We start from the raw sequence: 20590 nt of genomic DNA, 5'->3' as shown, positions 1-20590 counted from the left end.
TCTGGTCATTCTACTCCTAACCGGCAAATGCGCCAAATAAGTTACGGTATCAATGCTTGGCCAGGTTGCTTTTTGTACAATCAATAATTGTTTGTATTTAATCGGAATAAAATAAGCGTCGATACCAGGAATCAGAAACATCCTGCCGGTATCGCTGAACATTAAGCTCACCACTATTAATTGATATTGATACCTGCCCTGTTTCTGCGGTATTGAGCCAGATCGTTCCTTTTGCAAGAAACCGTTGTTTGACCTCATCCGATGGTAGTTGCCAGGGGTTATGTTTTGCGACAGAAACCAATGCGTAATCAGGAGACATGCCCGCTAGCCAGGTCTCCGTCGAGGAGGTCGTACTGCCATGATGGGGAACAAACACAATCTCGGGGTTTAGATCTGGCACCTGACGGACCAGCAACAATTCAGATATCGCATCAATATCCCCGGTTAACAGCACTGTTGTCGCTATTGTGTCGCTGATTGCCTGATCGCTGACTTGGATCACACACGAATGTGGATTGGCAGCACGCGAGACCCTTTTCGGTGGCCAAAGCACGGTAAAGTCTAAGCCTTCCCATTCCCAGTGGGTGCCTTTTACGCAAGAAAGAAAACCATCCCGATAATCACTGCTTCTCTTCCAGCCCGGTTGCAACCGGTTTATCACTTGCCCGGCACCACCAGCGTGATCGCTATCGGCATGACTTAAAATCAGGCCGTCGAGTTGATAAATGCCTTTGTTACGCAATACAGGCTCTATGACAGCCGAAGCGATACTGCCTTGTTCCCACCTGTCGCCGGTATCATACAAAACAGCCTTGCCATTACGTTCGATCAGCACCGCAAGACCGTGCCCGACATCAAGCATCTCTACCTTCCAGTCCGACGCTGATGTCTCTGGCACTGCAGGCTGAACAAATATCTCGCCGCGCCAGCTGATAATGACCAGTAGTACCGAGAGATGCAGCCACTTAAATAACTGCCATGGCAGAAACCATAACAACATCGATCCCACCATAATCCCCCAGACATACGGCAGCCATTGTGATGATACCGCCCACCAGGTTCCTGCTGATAAATCAGCTAACCACATCACCGGGTAAAGCGTTAGATCCGCGAGTAACCAGAATAAATTCGACAGTCCCGGCCACCATAATGTCGCGATAGCAGCCAACACCATAGGCACTGTCAGGGTACTCACCCAGGGCACCGCAAAAAAATTAATGACCGGGGCAAAAAGCGAGACACCGCCGAACCACTGCCACTGTAGCGGTAACATAAAAACCAACAATGCGCATTGCAGCAGGGCGAGCACCTTCACTTTGCTCCACCACCGATCCCGGGCTTTTGTTGCCGATGGCTGAGTCCGCATACCACTGAGATTGGCCAGATACAAAATCATCACGGCGGCGAACGACATCCAAAAACCTGCTGCATACGATCCCAATGGGTTAAGCACTAAACAACTTGCCAGAGCTACGATAAACACTTGCCAGCCCGCCCAGTGCACCCTAAACCGGATTAACACCATCACAATGCTACTCATCAGCAAAGCGCGCTGGGTCGGTAAACTAAAACCCGCCAGCCATGCATAACCGAATGCACTCCATAAACCGCACCATAGAGGTAACCATACTAAGAAATTGTGATCTGGCAGCAACGCTTTCACTTTACTTCCCAGCCACCAGCCAAGCAGCATTGCCAGACCGATATGCAAACCAGAGATAGCCATCAGATGTGCTAACCCACTGTCCCGAAGGCGCGACCAGTCATGCTCACCTAAGGCATCCCGAACACCAAAACCCAAGGCGATCAGATACGGCATATGATGTTTATCAGCCAATACGATCATCGCCCGATCAAAGGTTTGCTGCCTCAAGGTCCGAGAGTCATAGGAATCATCAATTTCACGGGTAAAAACTGGCGTTAATTTATGGCCGGATATAACTGTACCCCGGCCATGAAGGCCACGACCGATATAGTACTGTTCTGCATCAAATCCGGCACTGTTTAAACGCCCGTACGGACGACGCAGTTTTACCCTGAGTTGCCAGGTTTCACCCTGTTTCAATTCAGGTGCTTGCGGCCAGTCAAGGCGCACCCGCAGAGGGTAGAAAGAGGAGACTGGCTGCGTATTAACCGATATGAGAATAAAATCTATTTTAGAGCTGGGGATATTTTCATTTAATAGACTACTAACCTGGCCAACTATGGTAATATTGCCACGCTCAACAGGTACTGTTTTTACCGCAGTTGAATAGCTAATCGCTGCAAAACTAGCCAAAATAGCGCCAACAGTGGCCCAGATCAAAAAACGGGTTCGCGAATAATAAGAAACTACACCACTTATCATTAAGGCTGTAATAAACCAGAGATACTCTGGAATAAATAGCCACCAATGAAGTGATAAAAGACCCAAAGCAATACCGAAAGTGGCTTGATTCATCCCTGTATTGCCTTAAATACCATAAATTTTAAAACCGTTAGTTTTAAAGCCATTGCTTTTAAAAACCTTTGCTTTTAAGAACATATGTATAACGATGCCAAGACTATTTATTAAACGTTTCTTGCCAAGCCATGAGCTTATTAAGCGCCAGAAAGCTCTGAAGATATTTGGCAATGTACTCTATAACCCTAATTTGTGGTGCCTGAATCGCCGTTCGGCATCGGGGGCCTTTGCTGTCGGTCTGTTTATGGCGTTTGTTCCTCTGCCCAGTCAAATGATCATGGCAGCAGGATTGGCTGTTCTCCTTGGTGTGAACCTGCCTTTGTCTGTCGCTTTAGTGTGGATCAGTAACCCAATCACCATGCCAGTGCTCTTTTTTGGTGCCTATAAAGTGGGTGCCTGGCTGATGAATACGCCCCATCAGCCTTTTCACTTTGAATTGTCCTGGGAATTTCTGCTGCACCAGATGAGCCAAATTGGTCCTCCATTCCTGTTGGGCTGCTTTGTCAGTAGTATGCTGTTCGCGCTGCTGGGCTACTTTGGTATCCGAGGTCTATGGCGCTACTCTGTCGTTCGAAGCTGGAACAAGCGTAAATCCCGCTAATAATATGAACACTTTGTATATTCAAAGATGAAAGGCCTCGCACAGCGAGGCCTTATTAACTCATATACCCAAACCACTTCAGCCCCCCTGAGCCAGAAATGAGAGTGAATTAACGCTAAGACTATCGGCACTCAGCGTGAACGCATCATTATCTGGCGGCTACTCACACTATTCACCCTCCAGAGCGATTTATAGACATAAAAAAACGGAGCCTCTGCTCCGCTTTTAAATTTACCGATTTGTATTCTATATACGAGATCCTGCGTGTTAAATGATATGTCGCTATTTGGCGCTCAACACCTGCGCCGGATGCAATGCACTGGCTCGTCTGGCCGGATACCAGGTTGCCAGTAAACTTAATGCAATGGCCGTCATGGTGACAATGGCAACATCCTGCATCGCCAGCTCGGTCGGTAAAAAATCAACGAAATAGATATCACCGGACAGAAATTGATGGCCAATAAGGCCTTCTAAACCTTGTATCAGACGGGTCAGGTTTACCGCCACGAGTGAACCTATCGCCGAACCAATCAGGCTTCCGACGACACCAGATAAAATACCATGCCAGATAAAAATAGATTTCACTAAACCATCGCTTGCACCCATCGTGCGTAAAATAGCGATATCCGGGGCACGATCTTTCACCGCCATCATCAAGGTCGATACGATATTAAAGCAGGCAACACCAATCACCAGCACCATAACCAGGTACATAATGGTCCGCACCATCTGGATATCACGATAAAGATAACCAAACTTTTGTGTCCAGCTTTTCAAGTAGACATACACGGGTAAGGTAAAGCCCACTTCTTTCACGATATATTGGGCATCCAGCACTTTATCGACATTGATCGAAATTCCGGAAACGCCCTCACCCATAGATAGATATTGCTGAGCATCGCTTAAAGGAACCAAGGCAAAATTATGATCAATCTGGCCACCTAAGGCCAGCAAACCCGCGACTTGTAAGCGAATACGATGCGGTGCTTTAAGCTTCAGCGCCGGATCAGAATTCGGGATCATTGCCGTGATCCAATCGCCGACATCGATACCCAATTTTTCAGCAACGCCCTGACCAAGAATGATCTGTTTCTTTCCCGCAGACAGTTGCTGCCAGGCATTATCTTTCACATATTGAGGTATCGCGCTGATCTGCGTTTCAGACTGCGGATCCACCCCCCGAACTTCCACAGCTTTTAAGTTGCTACCTTTTTCTAATAAAGCCGTAAACGAAATATACGGTGCCGCCCCCGTCACTCTAGGGTGCAGCCTGACGGTTTCCAGTACCGATTGCCACTCAGTAAAAGGCGGCTCTACCGCTTCCAACTCGCCATGAGGAATAACCGCCAGCACCCGGTTTTGCAATTCACGCTCAAAACCATTCATCGCAGATAAGCCAATGATGATCACTGCGACGCCAACCGCAATACCCAAGGTGGAAGAAATCGAGATAAACGACACCAAGCGGTTACGTTGTTTGGCACGGCTAAAACGACTGCCGATATAAAGCGATAACGGTCGAAACATCAGGCTACCTCTACCTGAACTAACTCACCATCTTGCATGTGCATACAGCGATCAAGCTTGGCGGCTAATTCGGTATCATGGGTGACGACCAGAAAAGCCGTCCCCGACTCTTTATTGAGCTTACGCATCAGATCGTAAATCTCTAATGCGGTTTTATGGTCCAGGTTACCTGTCGGTTCATCGGCCAGCACGACCGATGGGTTATTGACTAACGCTCGGGCAAAAGCCACACGCTGACGCTCCCCGCCACTTAATTCAGAGGGCCGATGTTCATAACGGTGGCTCAAACCAACCAAATCAAGAATTTCTTTGGCTTTGGCTTGTGCTTTTTCCGTCGCAATACCAGCGATCAAAAGAGGCATCGCGACATTTTCCATCGCGCTGAAATCAGACAGCAGATGGTGAAACTGGTAAACAAAACCAAGTTCCTGATTACGGATCTTGGCCTGTTTATTGGCATTCATCGCATTGAGCTTTTGGCCTTTGAAAAACACATCCCCCCCGGTCGGTTCATCTAATGCACCAAGCAGGTGTAATAAGGTACTTTTACCAGATCCCGATGCACCAACAATCGCAACCAATTCACCGGTATCAATAGCAAAGCTAACGCCTTTCAATACCTCTGTTTCAAGCTGAGCTTCACGGTACACTTTACGTAAACCATGACAAACTAATAACGAATTACTCATAACGCAGTGCCTCTGCAGGACAAACAGTTGCCGCTCGATAAGAAGGGAAAATGGTCGCTAGTAAACTTAGAAAAATAGCGCCCAGAATAACAATAATGACTTGCACAGGTTCAACCACCACAGGCAATGATCCTCCCATCATCAACAGTTGCACACCCAGTACAGACAACACGGTATTGAGGTTGAGTGCCAATACCATACCTAAAAGGCCGCCACTAATCGCACCAATAACACCGCTGCTCGCGCCCTGAACCATAAATACCGCCAGTACCTGGCGATTGGTCATACCTTGAGTTTTTAAGATGGCGACTTCGGCTTGCTTTTCCATTACCACCATGATCAAAGCAGAGATAATATTAAAGGCGGCGACACCAATAATCAGCCCCAGCATTAGGCCCATCATGTTCTTTTCCATTTTTACCGCCTGGAACAACTCACCACGCTGCTCGCGCCAGTCTGACCATATCCAGTCATCAGGCATCGTCATTTTCGCCAGCTCAGTCACAGCAAATGGATCATCTAAAAACAGACGCCAGCCTGACATTTGATCCGCTTTAAACCTAAGGAGTTTTCCGGCGTCGGTAATATTCGTCAGGATCAGTTGCTTATCGACGTCAGAACCGGTGTTAAATATCCCTTCCACCTGAAAATTTCGCTGACTGGGAATCCGCCCTAACGGCGTGTACTGGCTCGCACTGGTTACCATCAGCCTAACTTTGTCACCGACTTGGACACCTAACTGAATGGCCAATGCCTGACCGATAACGACGCGGTAGCTGCCTGGTGTCAGGTTCTCTAATTTACCCCGTGTCATATTAAATGCGACAGGCTCGTAAAATTTGGGGTCAATCCCCATCAGGCTACCGGCGGCTAATGAAGATGCACTTTGCAGCACCGCCTCACCTCGGGTGATCGGGGTAACACGCGTTACATGAGGTAATTGTTCTAATGACGGCGGAGGCGTACTCGAAATGATCATTCGGTGATCGGGTTGAGAGATCACTGCCTGCGGCAACACCCCCAAAATTCGCTGCTTCAGTTGCTGTTCGAAGCCATTCATGACAGACAGTACGGTTATCAGCGATAAAACGCCAATCGTAATGCCTGCCGTCGACATATAAGAGACAAAACGGCTGAAACGGTCACCGGAACGACCTCGCAGATAGCGCAGACCGATAAAAAAAGATACTGGATGAAACATAGAATTGAGAAATCGTCCTTATGGGGATTAATGCAAGAATACCTGTTGCAGACAGTGATTACCATTCAGTGGCGCAAAAGTAATGCAAAAACAGTGAGTAAAATCTATACGGTCAGTTCTGTTTACTTGCTCGAATGCGATACCTAAGTGATAATCGAATAATAGTTAATTAATCATGAGTGCGACATGAATCAGGATGAGTATTTTTCAGTCCATACCGGGCTAACCATAAATGTTGAGCCACTCGACGGTGACGAACGTTTACCCGATGRGCTTGAGTTTATTAAGGAAATCCCGCCTCTATTTCGTGTCGCCAGTGAGTGCATTGGCCTTGAAGAGAGCGCCGATCGGTCACTCGCGGGATTTGGCAAAGATGAAAGTAAAGCTTTATTAGCGTATCTCGCTGCACAAAACAGTAAAATCAACTTGTTACTCTCTTTTGTGTTATCTCAACAGGATGATCCGGCTATTCGGTACATCACCGAAACTTTTGGTGCCAGTAAACTCACCTACCTCTCAGGTACGCCTTTTATTGTCGGCAACTCTGTTCGCGTTAAGCTATTTTTAGACCATCCTCCCGCAGCAATCTACTGCTATGCCGAGGTGAGCAACTGTGAAGCCAGTGAAGACAAATTTGAAGTGACGCTGCGCTACAATCGATTGCAAGAAGAAGATCGGGATCTACTGATCCGTGCTGCACTGAATATCCAACAAAAACTTCTGCGCCAACGCGCCCAACAGCGAACAGATGCATAATTAAGACTCATGAAATCACTATCTATACTCTCTCTTCCCTTACCGAGTAAAAAAGGGGATAACCGTTTCATTGGTAACTTATCAGGTGCCGCTCTGGCCCTGTCTGTCGCGGAACTGGCGCATACGCACCAGGGCCCGGTACTGGTTGTTGTTCCTGACACTCAAACCGCACTGCGTCTGCAACCAGAAGTCTGTCAGTTTACCGATGTTGAAGTGAGTGTGTTCCCCGATTGGGAAACCTTGCCATACGATAATTTTTCACCGCATCAGGACATTATTTCTGACCGTTTGGCGCGTCTTTATCAGCTGCCGACTCAGGAAACGGGCATTATTCTGGTTCCTATCAGTACCTTGTTGCAGCGCTTAACGCCGCGTGAATTTATTCACCAGCATGCCTTAATGGTTAGCAATGGTGATCGCCTGTCCCTCGATAAACTTCGTCTGCAGCTTGAAGCATCCGGCTACCGACACGTCGATCAAGTGATGGAACACGGTGAATACGCGAACCGGGGCTCATTGCTCGACCTGTTTCCTATGGGCAGCAATCACCCCTACCGGATCGATTTTTTTGATGATGAAGTAGATTCTATTCGTCAGTTTGATCCGGAAAACCAGCGTTCAATTGGTGAAATCGACAATATCAACCTGCTGCCTGCTCATGAATTTCCAACCAATGACATTGCCGTCGAAAGCTTCCGTATGCGCTGGCGTGAACGCTTTGAAGCGCGACGTGAACCCGAGTCGATTTATCAGCAAGTCAGTAAACGTACCTGGCCGGCAGGTATCGAATACTGGCAGCCACTGTTTTTTGATCAGACCGAGACCCTGTTTGATTACCTGCCGGATCCCACGCTGCTAGTCACGTTAGGCGAACTGGAAACCTCGGTTGATAGCTTCCTTGCGGATGCAGAATACCGCTATGATCAACGCCGCGTTGATCCGCTACGTCCACTATTAGCACCCCGCGAACTGTGGTTAACCAAAGATGAAATGTTCATCGGCTTTAAAGGGTTACCACAAGTTCGTATTCGTCGGGACGAAGAGCCGGAGAAAGCCGGCCGTTATAACCCGAGCCTGAAACCAGTTCCCGCAATTACCATCAACCACCAGCGGAAAGAGCCACTGGCAGAGTTGCGCCGTTTCTCTGAACAGTTTGATGGCAAAATTATTTTCTCGGTCGCATCTGAAGGCCGCCGCGAAGCCTTACTCGATCTGCTGGCGCGTATTAAATTGCGTCCTATGGTATGCACCAGCCTGGAAGATGCCATTAACGCACAATCCAAGTTTGCCTTAGTGATCGGTGCGGCAGAACAAGGCTTCATTCTTGAATCGCCGTCACTGGCCTTTATCTGCGAAAGCGATCTGCTTGGCGAACGGGTGATCCAGCGCCGACGCCGGGAAGATAAGAAGAGCGTCAATGCTGATACCATTCTTCGTAATCTAGCCGAATTGCAGATCGGCCAGCCCGTCGTGCATATTGATCATGGTATTGGTCGCTATCAGGGCTTACAGACACTGGAAGCGGGTGGCATAAAAACTGAGTATGTCACCCTTGAATATCGAAATGGGGCAAAACTGTACGTCCCTGTTGCTTCACTCCACCTAATCAGCCGTTATTCTGGCGGCGCTGAAGATAGTGCACCGATCCATAAACTGGGCGGTGAAACCTGGGTCAAGGCACGCAAGAAAGCGGCGGAAAAAGTACGTGATGTGGCCGCTGAACTGTTAGATGTTTATGCCAAACGAGAACTGAAACCTGGGTTTAAATTCAAGCTGAATCGTGAAAGCTATGCCGATTTCTGTACTGGTTTCCCATTTGAAGAAACCTACGATCAAGCATTAACAATTAACGCGGTCTTATCTGATATGTGCCAAGCAAAAGCGATGGATCGTCTGGTATGTGGTGATGTTGGATTTGGCAAAACCGAAGTGGCAATGCGTGCCGCTTTTGTCGCCGTCGATAACAACAAACAAGTGACCGTGTTAGTACCAACGACCCTGTTGGCCCAGCAACATTTCGAGAATTTCCGTGACCGTTTTGCCAATACACCGGTTCGCGTCGAAGTACTGTCGCGTTTCAAAACAGCGAAAGAGCAAAAACAAATTCTGGCGGATGTTGCTGAAGGCAAAATCGACATTTTAATCGGTACTCATAAACTACTCAATGCATCGGTCAACTATTACGATCTAGGCCTGTTAGTCGTCGATGAAGAACACCGCTTTGGCGTACGCCAGAAAGAAAAAATCAAAGCCATTCGTGCCGATGTTGATATTCTGACTTTAACCGCTACACCGATCCCTCGTACCCTGAATATGGCAATGAGCGGTATGCGAGATCTATCCATCATCGCAACACCACCGGCTCGCCGCCTGGCCATTAAAACCTTTGTGCGTGAATCTGACGATGCATTGGTACGCGAAGCAGTACTGCGTGAAATCATGCGCGGCGGTCAGATTTACTTCCTCCACAACGAAGTTGATACGATAGAAAAAACCACAGAAGAATTAGCGAAGCTCATTCCTGAAGCGCGAGTTACCTTCGCCCACGGCCAGATGCGCGAACGCGAACTGGAAAAAATCATGGGTGATTTCTACCACCAGCGTTTCAACGTGCTTGTATGTACCACAATTATTGAAACAGGTATCGATGTTCCAACGGCCAATACCATCATTATCAACCGAGCCGACCATCTTGGTTTGGCACAGCTACACCAGCTTCGGGGACGTGTAGGCCGTTCGCACCACCAGGCATACGCCTACTTAATGACACCGCACCCGAAACGGATGACCAAAGATGCCGTGAAACGACTCGAAGCCATTGCCTCGCTGGAAGATTTAGGGGCTGGCTTTACTCTTGCCACCCACGACCTTGAAATTCGTGGTGCCGGAGAATTGTTGGGGGATGAACAAAGTGGTCAGATCCAATCGGTAGGCTTTACTCTGTTCATGGAGATGCTGGAACAGGCTGTCGAAGCCCTTAAAGAAGGGAAGGAACCTTCGCTGGATGACCTATTACGCGAGCAAACGGAAGTCGAACTACGATTACCTGCGTTGCTGCCAGATGACTATATCCCGGACATCAACACCCGTTTATCTCTTTATAAGCGTATTGCCAGTGCTGATAACGAAAACGGCTTGAATGAGCTGAAAGTCGAGTTAATCGACCGCTTTGGTTTACTGCCCGATGCGACAACCAATCTGCTCACGGTTAATAAAATTAAACTGAAAGCTGCGGGAATTGGGGTGCGGCGGATTGAAGCCGGAGAGAAAGGCGGCTATTTTGAATTTAGCCAAAATGCCGCAATCAATCCGGGGTTCTTAGTCAATCTGTTACAATCACAGCCACAGCATTATCGCATGGAAGGCCCGACTAAACTTAAGGTCATGGCTCCTATGGGTGATCGTAAAAGCAGAATTAAATTTGTTGACGGACTTTTAACAAAGCTGTCAGAAAACACTTTATAATCAATAGCAATTGCATTAAGTAACCAGAGATTTGGTTACTTAATCCCAGATTGGTATATTGCACAACAGTGCGGAGTATTATCTTGAAAAAACTGGTTTATATACTGCTTTTAGCCGTGAGCTGGCCGACGTTTGCAGCAAGACAGTTCGATGTGGAAATCATTCTGTTTAAGCGTAATATCAATCCGGATCAAGTCAGTGAATCCTGGCCGGATCAGAAAAAGCCTCTTGATATGCGAGGAACAATGACGTTTGGTGATACCGACCGTCATGCCGCCAAGGGCGTTACCCTGTTATCACCTGACCAGTATCAGCTGACTAATCAGTATCAAAAACTGAAAAATCACGCGGGCTTTACCCCACTGGCACATGTTGCATGGCGTCAGGGCGATAAGGGGAAAGGGGCCGCTCCTAAGTTCCACCTGACTTCAGGTAAAGATTTTTCTGACCGTTATTTAGCCGACGGTACATCAAAAGCTGAATTGCGCCGCCGTCAGCTATCAGAGCAAGACAGTACTCATGATGCTGATGCGGGATCTGATATTACCATCAAAATCGGTAATGACGTTGCGGATACTGATTTAGCCACTGATGCTGCCGGCAATGAAGCGCCACTGTATCAGCTGGAAGGCAAGATTCAGGTCTATGTCCAGCATTACCTCTTTGCTGACGTAAACCTGGATCTGCGTGAGCCCGGTCGTCGTGAAGTGATCGTGGGGACTGAACCACTTGAAGGCGATTACATCGATACTGAAACTGAAACTGAGAGTAACGTGCAGGTTGGCCACCTGCAGGAAGTGAAGAAAAAAGTAGAAGTGGAAGAGTTTCTTAAATCTTACCGCTTATCTCAGCAACGACGTATGCGCAGCGGTGAAACCCATTATCTGGATAACCCGCTTATGGGAATGATCATCCAGGTACGTCGTGTCGGCGAATAACGTTACTGGCCCTCGCAATTGCGGGGGCTTTTTTATTCATAACAATGAAAATTAACATTTAAGTTTCATTTCCAAATCTGAGTAAACATAATGAAATAGCAAAAACAAAAGTGTGATTTAATTCTACATCTCGAATCAAACCTGTAATATATTTTCTATTCAGCAGCGCTACATATGCAAGTATAGGTACATGTTTAATCAAGCCATGATGGAATAGTAAATCATGTTATTTAATCAAGTATGCCCTGCTTGCGCTATCCCAACACAGTTCATTCATATACAGCGATCTTTTGTCGAAAAGCACATAACAAAAAAATATTGGTCAAAATATCAATGCCGCCATTGCCAATCAGTGACTTTTATTCATCGCTTTAAACCCGGGAAGATGAAGTTGAGTCAAACTACCACTATCACTACTTCGACTAAATAGAACTTTATTCACATTGTGAGAAGTCTGTTTATTCAAATTTCAAGAAAAAACCGTTACTTTGCTCTAACCTCAATGCTGATATACTCTGAGCTTTATGAAACTGGATTTTTCTCTAACGACCCCTCGCCTGGTGCTTCGGCCCTATAAAACTGTCGATCTGCTAGAGCATTTCGCAGCGGTTCACGAATCAACCGAGCAGCTTGGCCCTTGGCTGGAATGGTGCTACCCGGACTACAACCAGCATGATGCTCATGAGTGGATCACATCCAGCCGGCTCAGCTGGCAGACAGATATAAGCTATGAGTTAGCCATATTCAACCGCCATGATGATACCTTTATTGGCAGCGTAACGATCAGCGCCATGTTTCCGATGTGTAATAGCGCTAACTTGGGCTATTGGATCCGCTCGTCTTGCCATCAGCAGGGGCTCGCCAAGGAAGCGACAATCGCTGTCGCCAACTTTGCTTTTCAAGAACTTAATCTGACGCGGCTTGAGATTGTGACTCATACCGGCAATATTGCCAGCCAGAAAACCGCCCTCGCCTGCCATGCAAAATTTGAATGTGAGGCAAGGAACCGAATTTTTGCCCATGGCCAGGTATCCAATGGGTTGGTTTATTCTTTGATCCCAGAAGACCTATGCTAAAGTAAACGTGTTTAATTTTTACTACTCAGGGACTTACCGTGTTTAAAATTATTGTCGCCGTCGCCATTATTGGTTTAGTCATTTTCTTCTTGCAATACTCGAAAAAAAATAATCAGGCCGCTGATGAAAACATTAAAATCGGTCAGGAATTTCTGGAAGCAAATATACATGCTGAAGGAGTCAAGACGACCGCATCAGGCCTGCAGTATTTAGTGTTACAAGAAGGTACTGGTACTGTACACCCGAAAGCATCCGATAAAGTCACAGTGCATTACCACGGTACACTGATTGACGGCACGGTATTCGACAGCTCGGTAGAGCGAGGTGAGACCATCGCTTTCGGTCTGAACCAGGTGATCAAAGGCTGGACCGAAGGGCTGCAACTCATGGTTGAAGGTGAAAAAACGCGCTTGTTTATTCCGGCAGAGCTGGCGTATGGCAACCGGGCAACTGGCAGTATTCCACCAGGTTCAGTATTGATTTTTGATGTTGAGTTAATTGGCATTAATTAGTTATAGGACTAGTTTCTAGTTTCTAGTTTCTAGTTTCTAGTTTCTAGTTTCTAGTTTCTAGTTTCTAGTTTCTAGTTTCTAGTTTCTAGTTTCTAGTTTCTAGAAGTCTATATAAAAAACCGCCAAAGATGGCGGTTTTTTTATTAAGCTTTTAAACCTGAATTAGTGTAGTTTCAGGTTCGGACGCAATACACGGTTGATACGACCAACCAGCATCATCAAGCCAGTTTTAAATACACCATGCAACGCCACCAAATGCATTCGATACAATGAAATGTAAACGATACGGGCAATGCGCCCTTCAACCATCATTGAACCTTTGGTCAAATTCCCCATCAGGCTACCAACGGTAGAGAAACGGCTCAGTGATACCAGAGACCCATGATCACTGTATACATAAGGCTTCTGATCGCGTTCCGTCATTTTCGCCACAATATTAGAGAAACAGCGACTTGCCATTTGGTGAGCAGCCTGGGCGCGAGGCGGTACAAAGCTACCATCGTCCTGGACACAACAAGCAAGATCGCCGATAACATAGATGTCGTCATCACGTGTTGTCTGCAACGTAGGCTTAACCACCAACTGGTTAATACGGTTGGTTTCCAACCCAGCAATATCTTTAATAAAATCAGGCGCTTTAATACCCGCGGCCCAAACCATAATTTGCGCCGCAATATGCTCGCCGTCTTTGGTGGTCAGGCCGGTTTCATCGGCTTTAGTCACCATGGTTGCAGTACGGACATTAACACCCAGCTTAGTCAACTCGCTATGAGCTGCAGACGAGATACGTGGTGGCAATGCCGGGAGAATACGTTCACCCGCTTCAACCAGGTTCACATTCAAGCGTGAACTATCAAGATCACCGAAGCCATAAGTTCGCAACTCCTTCACTGCATTGTGCAATTCAGCCGACAACTCTACGCCCGTCGCGCCTGCGCCAACGATGGCTATATCAACCGTTTTCTGATCTTTATTGGCGTGTAATTTCAGAAACTGGTTATTCATCTCGGTACGGAAGCGATGCGCCTGCTCTGGACTATCCAGGAAGATACAATGATCGCGAACACCCGGTGTATTAAAATCATTTGAAGTCGAACCAATCGCCATAACCAGAATATCGTATTCCAGCTCACGCTCTGGCATTAGGAGATCACCCTGCTCATCATGGAGCGGGGCCAATTTAATTGTTTTATTCTCACGATCAATCTCTTGCAAACTCCCCATTTGAAACTCAAACGAGTGGTTTTTAGCATGGGCACGATAGCTCAAAGCATCAACGCCGGCATCCATCGATCCGGTTGCTACTTCGTGTAAAAGCGGCTTCCAAAGATGGCTGGCTTTACGATCGACAAGTGTGACAGTTGCACGGCGTTTACGACCTAAGGTGCGACCTAGCTTTGTCGCAAGCTCAAGACCGCCCGCACCGCCACCAACTACGATAATACGCGTCACGATAACTTCCTCTTATTTGTAATAATTTTTATTGCTCAGGGCCTTATCTCAGTTATTCATCCTTAAATTACAGATGATAATGCTCTGGCTGACTGACTAATACCAAACAGAACAATGCTCTGGCCGTGCAAGCCACACCAAAGTTTGCTGCTCAATTTGGTATCGATGCAGACGGATCGGCTCCGTCTGCGGAGGGTAGGAGGTAGTTACAATGTTTCTTTAAAGGATTTTATAGTTTTTAGATGCTGTGAGATCTTTTTAAATTTATGTGTTTCTGTCTCATCCCAGATGATTTCATAATAATCATCCAATGCCTCACTTGTAAGGCGATTATCTAATACTTCATCATTAGTTGAAAGGATACAGAGGCAATTACCCGCATTTTTTTTACGAAAATCTGTAACACATTTTGTCCCAATGTCGGAGTATTCTTCCGGACGGTCGATCCGTCCTTCCATATTGATTTCAGGATCCAGGTTAGGGTTAAAGATAACCTGTCGAATACCGCTCAAGAAGCCAATACGCTCAGACCAATAACCGCCTAATCCGACACCACAAATTAGTGGATTGGGATCGTCCGACTGCTCCTTTAACTTATGCACTTCTTTGAGGATATGTTGCATATCGTGTTTAGGATGCAAAGTACTGTAGTTAACGAAACGAACATCGGGGTCAATAAACTGAAGCTGTAATACTTTTTCGTGATTACCCGGGCTTGTTGAATCGAAGCCATGCAGATAAATAATCATCTCTACTCCCCTGTCGTTCTTATTGTCCGCTGCACTAAATCTGCGCCTGAATTAAATCTAACATGTTTTGCATAGTTTAAAAGAAGAAATATATGAGCGTTTCAGCAAAAACAGTACACTTAACCCTTATTGATTAATCAGAACCGCCAAATCAATACGAATACCAGACAATTTCCGAACGAGATATCGACGTTGTTTATCGTTCAGACTGTTATTCAACCGGCGCATGACATCAAAACGACGATTCAGGTAGACATTAATATCGATCTGGAATTGCTCATTTTCCAGCGCGAAAAATTTCTGCAACATCTGACTCAGCTTTTCGTCAAAATCTGGCTCAAAGCGTTTTTTCATCAATTCTCGCCAATTCTGTAAGAAACTGCGATAAAAAGAGAAAAATACCGGCTCCATCTCCACTTGATATCCGGCTAGTTCGTGTAATAACTGTTTCTGCTTATAATTCAAAGTGCCAATCCAGTCCAGTGATATCTCCTGCAGCTGTCTCGTTCGCTTGGTCATCTTTTGTTTTGTCGGCAGTATTACTCTTTCAGCAATCACGTCCTCTATACTTTTTTCAATATTGCGGTTGATTTCAACAATTTGATCTTCATCCAAATCACGGATCATCGCCGCGAGAGGTATCGCCAATAATCCAATCGAGTCTTGCCCAACTTTGGTAAGGTTTAAATGATAACCGCGGATCTGGCTGAAAGTGAGTGGCTTTTTCAGATCTGATTGCAGCTCAGAGATCTGACGGTGTAATTTAGGAAGCTCACGATCACGATGAATGGCCAGCACTTTATCGAGATCTGCTTCAAAATCTCTTTCCTGGCTCGAATTGAGACTGACATAATCCGCCAGGTAATAAGAAATCCAGAAATCTAAAGTATTATAAGCCAGGCGCATGACACAGCCGGTCAATAACACCGTGATCAGTAAACAAAAGACCCGTTGTTTAATCCGAGCAGAGAGCTTCACTCCATACACCTTCCTTAATTACCCAATAGTAGTGTAGACCTGGGTTTTCTCGAAACATGACAAAAATGAAAAACTGCGGCTTAACGATTGTTTATCGAAGTAAAAGGATCAGTTTCTGTAGCAGCTGGTTAGCCGATTCTAAATACGCTTGGTCTTGCCAGGTTTCAGCCCCAACGAAGAACCATAGCATGGCCAAATACTCGCACCAAGGTTGCCAGTCAGCCACTGCATCTAACCACGGCTGTTTATTGCTGATGCCACGGTGCTGACAATACTTCTCTACGGCCCCATTTGGTTCAAGGCCATTGGCATTGATGGTTAGTGCTAAATCTAATGATGGATCACCCGCAGCAGCATATTCCCAATCGATCACCACATTACGTCCGTCAGCGGCCCGAATAATGTTGTAACGCCCCAGATCATGATGACAGCAAGTATCTGCAAACTTAATCGGGAGTTGTTTGTTTTGGAAATAATGGAAAATTAAGATAAGTTCAGGTGTTTTAAAATGTTGCGGTATAAACTGCCAATAGTGTGCCGCTTTTTGCTGTACATCTAACCGCCAGTGAGGCACAGGCAATGTGTGAATCTCAGCCTGAAGCTTGAGTAAAACTGTATCTGATAATTCATTACCGGCTTCTTCCCCTTCAATCCATTCCACTAACAAGCCATGCTCCAGCAAGTAAGCGGGCTTAGGTGCAATTTTACTGGGCGCAATTTGTTCTAAAACTCGATATTCATGATGACGAGACACGTCAAAAGCGCGAGATGATTTGGCTATCGGTCGCCAGACCAAAGAAGAGTATTGACCGGAAGTACCAGTACAGATTTTAAGGAGCCAGCAACGGTTACTCAGGCCGCCGGAAAGCGGTTTGGCTGAGATAAGTTCAACGTCTTGTAACGCACTAAGCAACGATTGGTCGAATGATTCCACTTAGTGCCTCAGTCACATATTGCTTACACTGATTAGGGTTAATATCAATCGGCATATTAGAGCCTGTTTATCTTCAACATGATTGCTGCAATGTTGAAAATAAACAGGTCCTAATAACAATACGATCTTCAACTAACGTCGATTACCAGCCAAGCAGGCTTTTCGCTTCTTGCTTACGGATCTCGCTTTCGTCAGCCCATTCGATCAGACCCGTTTCCAGATCCATCAGGCGCATCGTCATTTTGTAGTAAACGTCTTTATCACTACCCGCTTGCTTAACAATGCTGGCAAGGTTGCCATAAAGCATATACTCGGCACCGACCATTTTACCGAACTGAATCGCGGTACTCTGATTAACCAGCTCATCGTTATTTTGGAAGTTAAGTTGCTTACGAGCAGCCTCTACACGCGTCATATCAACAAAACGAAATTTGCCAGAATTTAGCATGCGGGTACTGACAGAATCGGTAATGGATTCGGTATCAATGTGCTCGCTGGTTTTGTTCTTAATGCCGTCAACCACAATGATTGGACGCTTGTTGTTTCCCGTAATGTAAGCCACGGAGCCGGAAGCCAGCATGCTGTCGGTCATCTCTTCCGCAATTTTTTGCAGATCGGTTGAACCAAATTCAATCGTTGTAGTTTCCGCCTCCTGGGCATCACCATAACTGACCTTCTGCGCACAACCACCCAGTAAAACAGCGACGCTTAATAATGCAATAATGCTTTTTTTCATTTTATACCTTCAATGGATGCGATTAATAATTTGCTTCACGAATATAAATACGGTATTGCTTCGCTTTCGGATTTCTCGCAACAGCTTGCAGCGTCATAGTGTCTTTACCATGAAGTACAAATTGTCGCCATGGTGCATCACTGCCATCCACTTCTAACCCTTGTGCATCGTACCAATAAAAGCGGTATTGCAGTTTCATATCGCTGTTAACCTGACTGGTTACCGGTACGCCGGCTTTCATTAGCCCGTTAACGTCACCAACAATGGCCCTTTCTACCGCTACACGGCTTGCCAGCGATGAATTACCAATAACCACATTCTGGTTACTGCTTTCAATACTGATCCCCGATGTTGTTGTGGTACATGCCGCTAAAAATAAAGCAACTAGCATTACTGAGATATATCTCATTAGATTCCTCCTAATAGTGCCGACCACCAGCTGACTTGGTTTCCTTGTCGAGACACCCAAACCATTGTGGTACGTCCGGCTTTAATATCTACATTCAACTGTCGTCCATTCCAACTTAAGCTATGTGTTCCTGCAGCTAAATCGGTATGGAAAACATCAACATTAGCAGGTAAAGACTGCCAACTACGTGTATCTGGCTGTTCAGTTAATGTATTGAAAATATTGGCAAGTATATTGCCTACATCGTTTCCGTTGCTCGCAGCAGTTTTGCGAACTTCATTTTTCGCTAATACCCGCAGCGCCTGTCGAACCACAATGACAGGTAGTTCTTCGTTCAGGCTGTTCTTTGCCATGGCATTTACGTCAGCCACCTGCGCGCCCTTCACGGTTTTGTTTTCCAGTTTTAACGGTGCAATACGTGGCATCGTTACCGTAGGGTAATATGGCAATGCCAGGTTATAAATAACACCGTCACCGCGACTGTCGTACAACCACAGCGGCAAGCGCCAACCGTCACGAGCCTGAACCACCCCCTGCTCATCAAAAATAATAACCCGGCCTTTGTTCGACGCAGGTTTGTTATACTGACCGTAACGCGCTTCTAGGGTTTTTAAGTCACCCGTCATATTCATAACAGTCGCTACTCGAAGTACCGTATTAGCAATATAGAGATTGTCCGGTGCTACCGCTAAAGCCCGCTTATAATCAATATACGCATTATTCAGATCACCATCGGCTTCATACAGCACCCCAGACAGATAAAATAAATAACCGTTCTGTACTGCGCCCAATTTTTTACCCGCATCAGGATAGCGAGCCAGCACCGAACCAATATTATCGTTGATACCGTTACTCTTTACTTCTTTTTCTGCACGCAGCAGTTCTGCCTCACGCTGTTTTCGGGCAGCTTCCTGGACCTGATTGGCCCGGCGAACCTCAACCAGCGCCCCTTCAAGGTTTTTCTGTTGCAGGTAGTTGAGCGCTAAATAAAGGTGCAAAAAACCTAATTCATAATCGGCAGGCTGGTAGGTGATCATATTGTCGTTGGTGAATAAGGCACCAGCCTGGTTAAATCCTTCAGAGAGCTGAACCGTCGCCTGACGTTGCTGCTCTTTCACCGCCATATCCGCATGTTTAAATGAGGCAAAACTAAATGGATATTGTTTTGCGACAAAATTAACCCTGCCGCGCTCCATACCATCAAGAATATCGCCTGCGGGGGCATCGGGTAATGCTTCTGCCGCTTGGGTATAAAGGCCTTGTTGCATGGCCTGATGAGCATCTGCATTCGCGGCACTGTAATGGCTAAACAAACTCTGGGTGGATAAATTGGCACAGGCCAGCAAACTAAGAGAGAGTAGCGCGACTACAGCATGTTTAAGTATCGAGTTAATGACCACTTTCCTATGAAAAAGCCTGAGTAATTAAAGCAATATATCAATATACCCAGACTTTACTTAATAAGCACTTACTCAAAGATAAGTTTAACCAACTAACATCGGACCCAATGGGCGACCACCCAGTAAATGCATATGAACATGGTACACTTCCTGGCCTCCATATGGGTTACAGTTAACAATTAAACGATAACCGTCTTCAGCAACACCTTCTTTTTCTGCCAGCTTACGCGCTACGGTAAACAGTCGCCCCATCACCATTTCATCATCAGCTTCAATCTGATTCACCGTCGGGATCAGTTTGTTAGGGATAATTAAGATATGGCTTGGCGCACGCGGGTTAATATCACGAAACGCAGTGACCAGATCATCCTGGTACAATACGTCTGCAGGAATTTCCTTACGAATAATTTTGCTGAAGATAGTTTCTTCTACCATATCAAGCTCCATTTCAATTTTTACCTTTAATGTAAAGTATGCTTGAGTCCGTCTCAGAGAGCAATATTGAACATTGTTTTAAATGTTAATTTAAGTGAAATATTCATAAATAACGTTTTTTTTTGATGCAGCCGTCAAAGTATGCGCACTATGACTTAAATTATCATTAAGCATTATAACGAGGTTCCGAGACAGAGTATTAGAGAGCTAATTGAGTCAATTGTGTCAATTTTATGCAAGTTAATTTACAGCTTAAAATTTAGACCTCACACTCTTTACATGGCTCCAT

Annotated in this window: 19 protein-coding genes; 7 read left to right on the top strand and 12 right to left on the bottom strand. The window is 46.0% G+C overall.

The features are described 5' to 3' along the window. Positions 1–97: 97 nt before the first annotated feature. Positions 98–2440, bottom strand: a complete 2343-nt coding sequence (locus L4D76_RS03295) for a DNA internalization-related competence protein ComEC/Rec2 (protein ID WP_428439505.1) — start codon at positions 2438–2440, stop codon at positions 98–100. A 94-nt stretch (positions 2441–2534) separates the two neighbouring features. On the opposite strand from L4D76_RS03295, the gene L4D76_RS03290 reads away from it, so the two are divergent. Beyond that, positions 2535–3044: a DUF2062 domain-containing protein gene (locus L4D76_RS03290; RefSeq protein WP_428439504.1), complete on the top strand. Its 510-nt coding sequence runs from the start codon at positions 2535–2537 to the stop codon at positions 3042–3044. Between the two features lie 282 nt (positions 3045–3326). Here L4D76_RS03290 and lolE read toward each other — a convergent pair whose 3' ends face one another. The 3 genes from lolE to lolC are packed head-to-tail and all read right to left on the bottom strand — an operon-like array spanning position 3327 to position 6461. After that, positions 3327–4571, bottom strand: a complete 1245-nt coding sequence (gene lolE / locus L4D76_RS03285; protein ID WP_428439503.1) for a lipoprotein-releasing ABC transporter permease subunit LolE — start codon at positions 4569–4571, stop codon at positions 3327–3329. Then, on the bottom strand, positions 4571–5260 hold the full coding sequence (lolD, locus tag L4D76_RS03280; protein WP_428439502.1) for a lipoprotein-releasing ABC transporter ATP-binding protein LolD: 690 nt from the start codon (positions 5258–5260) through the stop codon (positions 4571–4573). Before lolD ends, lolE begins: the two co-directional genes overlap by 1 nt. Continuing rightward, complete coding sequence (gene lolC / locus L4D76_RS03275; protein WP_428439501.1) at positions 5253–6461, bottom strand: lipoprotein-releasing ABC transporter permease subunit LolC; 1209 nt, start codon at positions 6459–6461, stop codon at positions 5253–5255. The genes lolD and lolC overlap by 8 nt, the downstream gene beginning before the upstream one ends. Here lolC and L4D76_RS03270 point away from each other — a divergent pair. The 6 genes from L4D76_RS03270 to bamJ all read left to right on the top strand — a co-directional run bounded on the left by L4D76_RS03270 (position 6453) and on the right by bamJ (position 13208). Beyond that, positions 6453–6608 (top strand): hypothetical protein, encoded by a 156-nt coding sequence (locus L4D76_RS03270; RefSeq protein ID WP_428439500.1) that lies wholly within the window; start codon positions 6453–6455, stop codon positions 6606–6608. The two genes, lolC and L4D76_RS03270, sit on opposite strands and share 9 nt — an antisense overlap. A 39-nt stretch (positions 6609–6647) precedes the next feature. Continuing rightward, the gene (locus L4D76_RS03265; protein WP_428439499.1) at positions 6648–7217 is read left to right on the top strand and encodes a PilZ domain-containing protein; all 570 of its coding nucleotides are present in this window, start codon (positions 6648–6650) and stop codon (positions 7215–7217) included. 9 nt (positions 7218–7226) lie between these two features. Next, a complete protein-coding gene (mfd, locus tag L4D76_RS03260; protein WP_428439498.1) occupies positions 7227–10682 on the top strand; it encodes a transcription-repair coupling factor in 3456 nt (1151 codons plus the stop codon). 83 nt (positions 10683–10765) lie between these two features. Then, positions 10766–11620, top strand: a complete 855-nt coding sequence (locus L4D76_RS03255; RefSeq protein ID WP_428439497.1) for a peptidoglycan binding protein CsiV — start codon at positions 10766–10768, stop codon at positions 11618–11620. Positions 11621–12144: 524 nt separating this feature from the next. Next, complete coding sequence (locus L4D76_RS03250; RefSeq protein ID WP_428439496.1) at positions 12145–12696, top strand: GNAT family N-acetyltransferase; 552 nt, start codon at positions 12145–12147, stop codon at positions 12694–12696. 38 nt (positions 12697–12734) lie between these two features. Beyond that, positions 12735–13208 (top strand): BamJ family beta-barrel-assembly machinery protein, encoded by a 474-nt coding sequence (gene bamJ / locus L4D76_RS03245; RefSeq protein WP_428439495.1) that lies wholly within the window; start codon positions 12735–12737, stop codon positions 13206–13208. Between the two features lie 162 nt (positions 13209–13370). On the opposite strand, the gene L4D76_RS03240 is transcribed toward bamJ, so the two are convergent. The 8 genes from L4D76_RS03240 to hinT all read right to left on the bottom strand — a co-directional run bounded on the left by L4D76_RS03240 (position 13371) and on the right by hinT (position 20301). Next, positions 13371–14660, bottom strand: a complete 1290-nt coding sequence (locus tag L4D76_RS03240; protein WP_428439494.1) for an NAD(P)/FAD-dependent oxidoreductase — start codon at positions 14658–14660, stop codon at positions 13371–13373. Positions 14661–14866: 206 nt separating this feature from the next. Further along, positions 14867–15409, bottom strand: coding sequence for an alpha/beta hydrolase YcfP (gene ycfP / locus L4D76_RS03235; protein WP_428439493.1), 543 nt, complete (start codon positions 15407–15409; stop codon positions 14867–14869). A gap of 126 nt (positions 15410–15535) precedes the next feature. Beyond that, positions 15536–16387, bottom strand: a complete 852-nt coding sequence (locus L4D76_RS03230; RefSeq protein ID WP_428439492.1) for a DUF6279 family lipoprotein — start codon at positions 16385–16387, stop codon at positions 15536–15538. A gap of 91 nt (positions 16388–16478) precedes the next feature. Then, positions 16479–17321, bottom strand: a complete 843-nt coding sequence (locus L4D76_RS03225; protein ID WP_428439491.1) for a phosphotransferase — start codon at positions 17319–17321, stop codon at positions 16479–16481. 142 nt (positions 17322–17463) lie between these two features. Continuing rightward, a complete protein-coding gene (gene lpoB / locus L4D76_RS03220) occupies positions 17464–18057 on the bottom strand; it encodes a penicillin-binding protein activator LpoB (protein ID WP_428439490.1) in 594 nt (197 codons plus the stop codon). A gap of 22 nt (positions 18058–18079) precedes the next feature. After that, on the bottom strand, positions 18080–18466 hold the full coding sequence (locus L4D76_RS03215) for a YcfL family putative periplasmic lipoprotein (protein ID WP_428439489.1): 387 nt from the start codon (positions 18464–18466) through the stop codon (positions 18080–18082). Beyond that, positions 18466–19860 carry a COG3014 family protein gene (locus L4D76_RS03210; RefSeq protein WP_428439572.1) on the bottom strand — a complete coding sequence of 465 codons (1395 nt, stop codon included), beginning with the start codon at positions 19858–19860 and terminating at the stop codon, positions 18466–18468. Before L4D76_RS03210 ends, L4D76_RS03215 begins: the two co-directional genes overlap by 1 nt. Before the next feature lie 90 nt (positions 19861–19950). Further along, positions 19951–20301 carry a purine nucleoside phosphoramidase gene (gene hinT, locus L4D76_RS03205; protein WP_428439488.1) on the bottom strand — a complete coding sequence of 117 codons (351 nt, stop codon included), beginning with the start codon at positions 20299–20301 and terminating at the stop codon, positions 19951–19953. Between the last annotated feature and the right edge of the window lie 289 nt (positions 20302–20590).

Origin of the sequence: Photobacterium sagamiensis (genome assembly GCF_050337085.1) — a bacterium.
Taxonomy (GTDB): domain Bacteria; phylum Pseudomonadota; class Gammaproteobacteria; order Enterobacterales; family Vibrionaceae; genus Photobacterium; species Photobacterium sagamiensis.
Note: the sequence above shows the minus strand (reverse complement) of the source record. Positions and strands in the feature narration are given on the sequence as shown.

Bases quoted from the DNA above. Each gene is read 5' to 3' on its own strand.
- L4D76_RS03250 (WP_428439496.1), top strand. From the start codon at position 12,145: ATGAAACTGGATTTTTCTCTAACGACCCCTCGCCTGGTGCTTCGGCCC.
- lolE (WP_428439503.1), bottom strand. From the start codon at position 4,571: ATGTTTCGACCGTTATCGCTTTATATCGGCAGTCGTTTTAGCCGTGCC.
- lolD (WP_428439502.1), bottom strand. From the start codon at position 5,260: ATGAGTAATTCGTTATTAGTTTGTCATGGTTTACGTAAAGTGTACCGT.
- lpoB (WP_428439490.1), bottom strand. From the start codon at position 18,057: ATGAAAAAAAGCATTATTGCATTATTAAGCGTCGCTGTTTTACTGGGT.
- L4D76_RS03270 (WP_428439500.1), top strand. From the start codon at position 6,453: ATGAAACATAGAATTGAGAAATCGTCCTTATGGGGATTAATGCAAGAA.
- L4D76_RS03295 (WP_428439505.1), bottom strand. From the start codon at position 2,440: ATGAATCAAGCCACTTTCGGTATTGCTTTGGGTCTTTTATCACTTCAT.
- lolC (WP_428439501.1), bottom strand. From the start codon at position 6,461: ATGTTTCATCCAGTATCTTTTTTTATCGGTCTGCGCTATCTGCGAGGT.
- ycfP (WP_428439493.1), bottom strand. From the start codon at position 15,409: ATGATTATTTATCTGCATGGCTTCGATTCAACAAGCCCGGGTAATCAC.
- mfd (WP_428439498.1), top strand. From the start codon at position 7,227: ATGAAATCACTATCTATACTCTCTCTTCCCTTACCGAGTAAAAAAGGG.
- L4D76_RS03215 (WP_428439489.1), bottom strand. From the start codon at position 18,466: ATGAGATATATCTCAGTAATGCTAGTTGCTTTATTTTTAGCGGCATGT.
- hinT (WP_428439488.1), bottom strand. From the start codon at position 20,301: ATGGTAGAAGAAACTATCTTCAGCAAAATTATTCGTAAGGAAATTCCT.
- L4D76_RS03290 (WP_428439504.1), top strand. From the start codon at position 2,535: ATGCCAAGACTATTTATTAAACGTTTCTTGCCAAGCCATGAGCTTATT.